Origin of the sequence: Actinospica durhamensis, assembly GCF_018139695.1 — a bacterium.
Classification (GTDB): domain Bacteria; phylum Actinomycetota; class Actinomycetes; order Streptomycetales; family Catenulisporaceae; genus Actinospica; species Actinospica durhamensis.
Window position 1 is genome coordinate 1 of the sequence record NZ_JAGSOG010000497.1, and the last position, 2,622, is coordinate 2,622.

General features: G+C 68.5%; 1 protein-coding gene and 1 pseudogene. Both read left to right on the forward strand.

Features of this window, described 5'->3' with window-relative positions:
• Positions 1-519, forward strand: a pseudogene (locus tag KDL01_RS40375) (hypothetical protein); the annotation flags it as partial.
• A 509-nt stretch (positions 520-1,028) separates the two neighbouring features.
• On the forward strand, positions 1,029-2,622 hold a 1,594-nt coding region (locus tag KDL01_RS40380; protein ID WP_212534009.1), incomplete at its 3' end, for an MFS transporter.

A 2,622-nucleotide genomic window follows, 5' to 3' on the forward strand; every position in this document is an offset into this window, starting at 1 on the left:
GATGCCGAAGGCAAGTCGTCGCCGCCCGCCGAACCCGATGCCGAAGGCAAGTCGTCGCCGCCCGCCGAACCCGATGCCGAAGGCAAGTCGTCGCCGCCCGCCGAACCCGATGCCGAAGGCAAGTCGTCGCCGCCCGCCGAACCCGATGCCGAAGGCAAGTCGTCGCCGCCCGCCGAACCCGATGCCGAAGGCAAGTCGTCGCCGCCCGCCGAACCCGATGCCGAAGGCAAGTCGTCGTCCCCCGCCGAACCCGATGCCGAAGGCAAGTCGTCGCCGCCCGCCGAACCCGATGCCGAAGGCAAGTCGTCGCCGCCCGCCGAACCCGATGCCGAAGGCAAGTCGTCGCCGCCCGCCGAACCCGATGCCGAAGGCAAGTCGTCGCCGCCCGCCGAACCCGATGCCGAAGGCAAGTCGTTGCCGCCCGCCGAACCCGATGCTGCCGAACCCGATGCCTCGGCCTGCATGGACGACTCCTCTCCCCAGCGGTCAGCCCGCGTTCCCAGCATGGCCGCTTACTGATAGTCGCACACTATGATATATCTTCGATATATCGCAAGCGTGCCCGGCGCGCAAGCTATGTCCTTAGCAGCTCTAAACAATTATGCTCGTACTGAGGCTTCTGGGCAGATCTCGGCCTCGGCCCTGTCCGCTCGGTACCCGACCCCGGTGCCCGGCCCGACGGGCCGAGAACGGCGACGCCGGGGCCCGAACACACGTCCGGCGCAGTTGCGGGACCCGTCGCGCCCACCCGGGGGCCGATGCTATGAGCAGCAGCAGTACCGTCCGTCGAGCTCGCGAGGCTCCGGTGGACGGAGGGCAGGACCAGCAGGACCCATCGGCCAGACCCGGCCTGATGGCGGCTCGAAGTGCTGAATTGACCGGCTCCGGCGGACCCCGGTGGCTTCGAACGAGTCGGTCGACGCAAGAGGAGGGGTGTGTCCGTGTCCGACGCCGCGCCACAGTCGGCGGCAGTCTCGAGTAGGCCCGACCGCTACAAATGGGTCGCGCTCTCCAACACGACGCTCGGCATGTTCATGGCCACCGTCGACGCCTCGATCGTGATCATCTCGCTCCCGGCGATCTTCCGCGGCATCCACCTCGACCCCTTCGCCGCGGGGAACATCGGGTACCTGCTGTGGATCATCATGGGCTACCTGCTCGTGACCGCGGTGCTGGTGGTCACCCTGGGACGGCTCGGCGACATCGTCGGCCGGGTGCGCATCTACAACCTCGGATTCGTGGTCTTCACGCTCTCCTCGGTGGCGCTCTCGCTCGACCCGGCGCACGGGTCCGGCGGCGCACTGTGGCTGATCGGCTGGCGGCTGGTGCAGGCCGTCGGCGGCGCGATGCTCATGGCGAACTCCGCCGCCATCATCACCGACGCCTTCCCCGCCGAGCAGCGCGGAATGGCCCTGGGCGTCAACCAGATCTCCGCGCTCGCCGGCCAGTTCATCGGCCTGGTCCTCGGCGGAGTGCTCTCGGTCTGGGACTGGCACGCCATCTTCTGGATCAACGTGCCCTTCGGCGCGTTCGGAACCATCTGGGCCTACCGGAGCCTGCGCGAACTGTCGGAGCGCCGACCGGCCAAGATCGACTGGTGGGGCAACCTGACCTTCGCGATCGGCCTGGCCACCCTGCTCGCGGCGATCACGTACGGAATCCAGCCGTACCAGAACCACTCGATGGGCTGGACGAACCCGCGGGTGTTCGGCAGCCTGATCGTCGGCGTGGTGCTGCTCATCCTGTTCGGGTTCATCGAGACGCGGGTGCCGCAGCCGATGTTCCGTCTGTCCCTGTTCCGCAACCGCGCCTTCGCGGCCGGGAACGCGGCGGCCCTGCTCGCGTCCATAGCCCGCGGCGGCATGCAGTTCATGCTGATCATCTGGCTCCAGGGCATATGGCTGCCCCTGCACGGCTATGACTACACGGACACGCCGCTGTGGGCGGGCATATTCCTACTCCCGCTGACCGCCGGCTTCCTGCTCGCCGGCCCGCTCTCGGGTTATCTGTCGGACCGTTACGGCGTATTCGCCTTCACCACAGGCGGCCTGACCCTGTTCGCGGCCAGCTTCGTCGGGCTCCTGCTGCTGCCGCTGAACTTCTCCTACTGGGAGTTCGCGCTCCTGATCATGCTCAACGGCTTCGGCTCGGGCATGTTCTCGGCCCCGAACACCTCGGCCATCATGAGCAGCGTCCCGGCCGAACACCGAGGCGCCGCCTCGGGCATGCGCTCGACGTTCCAGAACGCCGGGATGTCGCTGTCCATCGGCGTCTTCTTCTCGCTGCTCATCGCAGGCCTGGCCGGCCGCCTGCCCAGCGCCCTGTCCGCCGGACTGATCGGCCAGAACGTCGCCCCCGCCGCCGCACACCACGCCGCCCAACTCCCGGCCGTCTCCACCGTCTTCACCGCCTTCCTCGGCGCGAACCCGATGCAGACGCTGCTCGGCCCGACCGGCGTCCTCAAGACGATGACGCCCGCGGCGGTACGCACGATCACCGGCAAGGAGTTCTTCCCCAACCTGATCTCCGCGCCCTTCCACCACGGCCTCACCATCGTCTTCGCCACCGCGGCGGGCATGGCCCTGCTCGCCGCCACCGCCTCCCTGCTGCGCGGCTCGAACC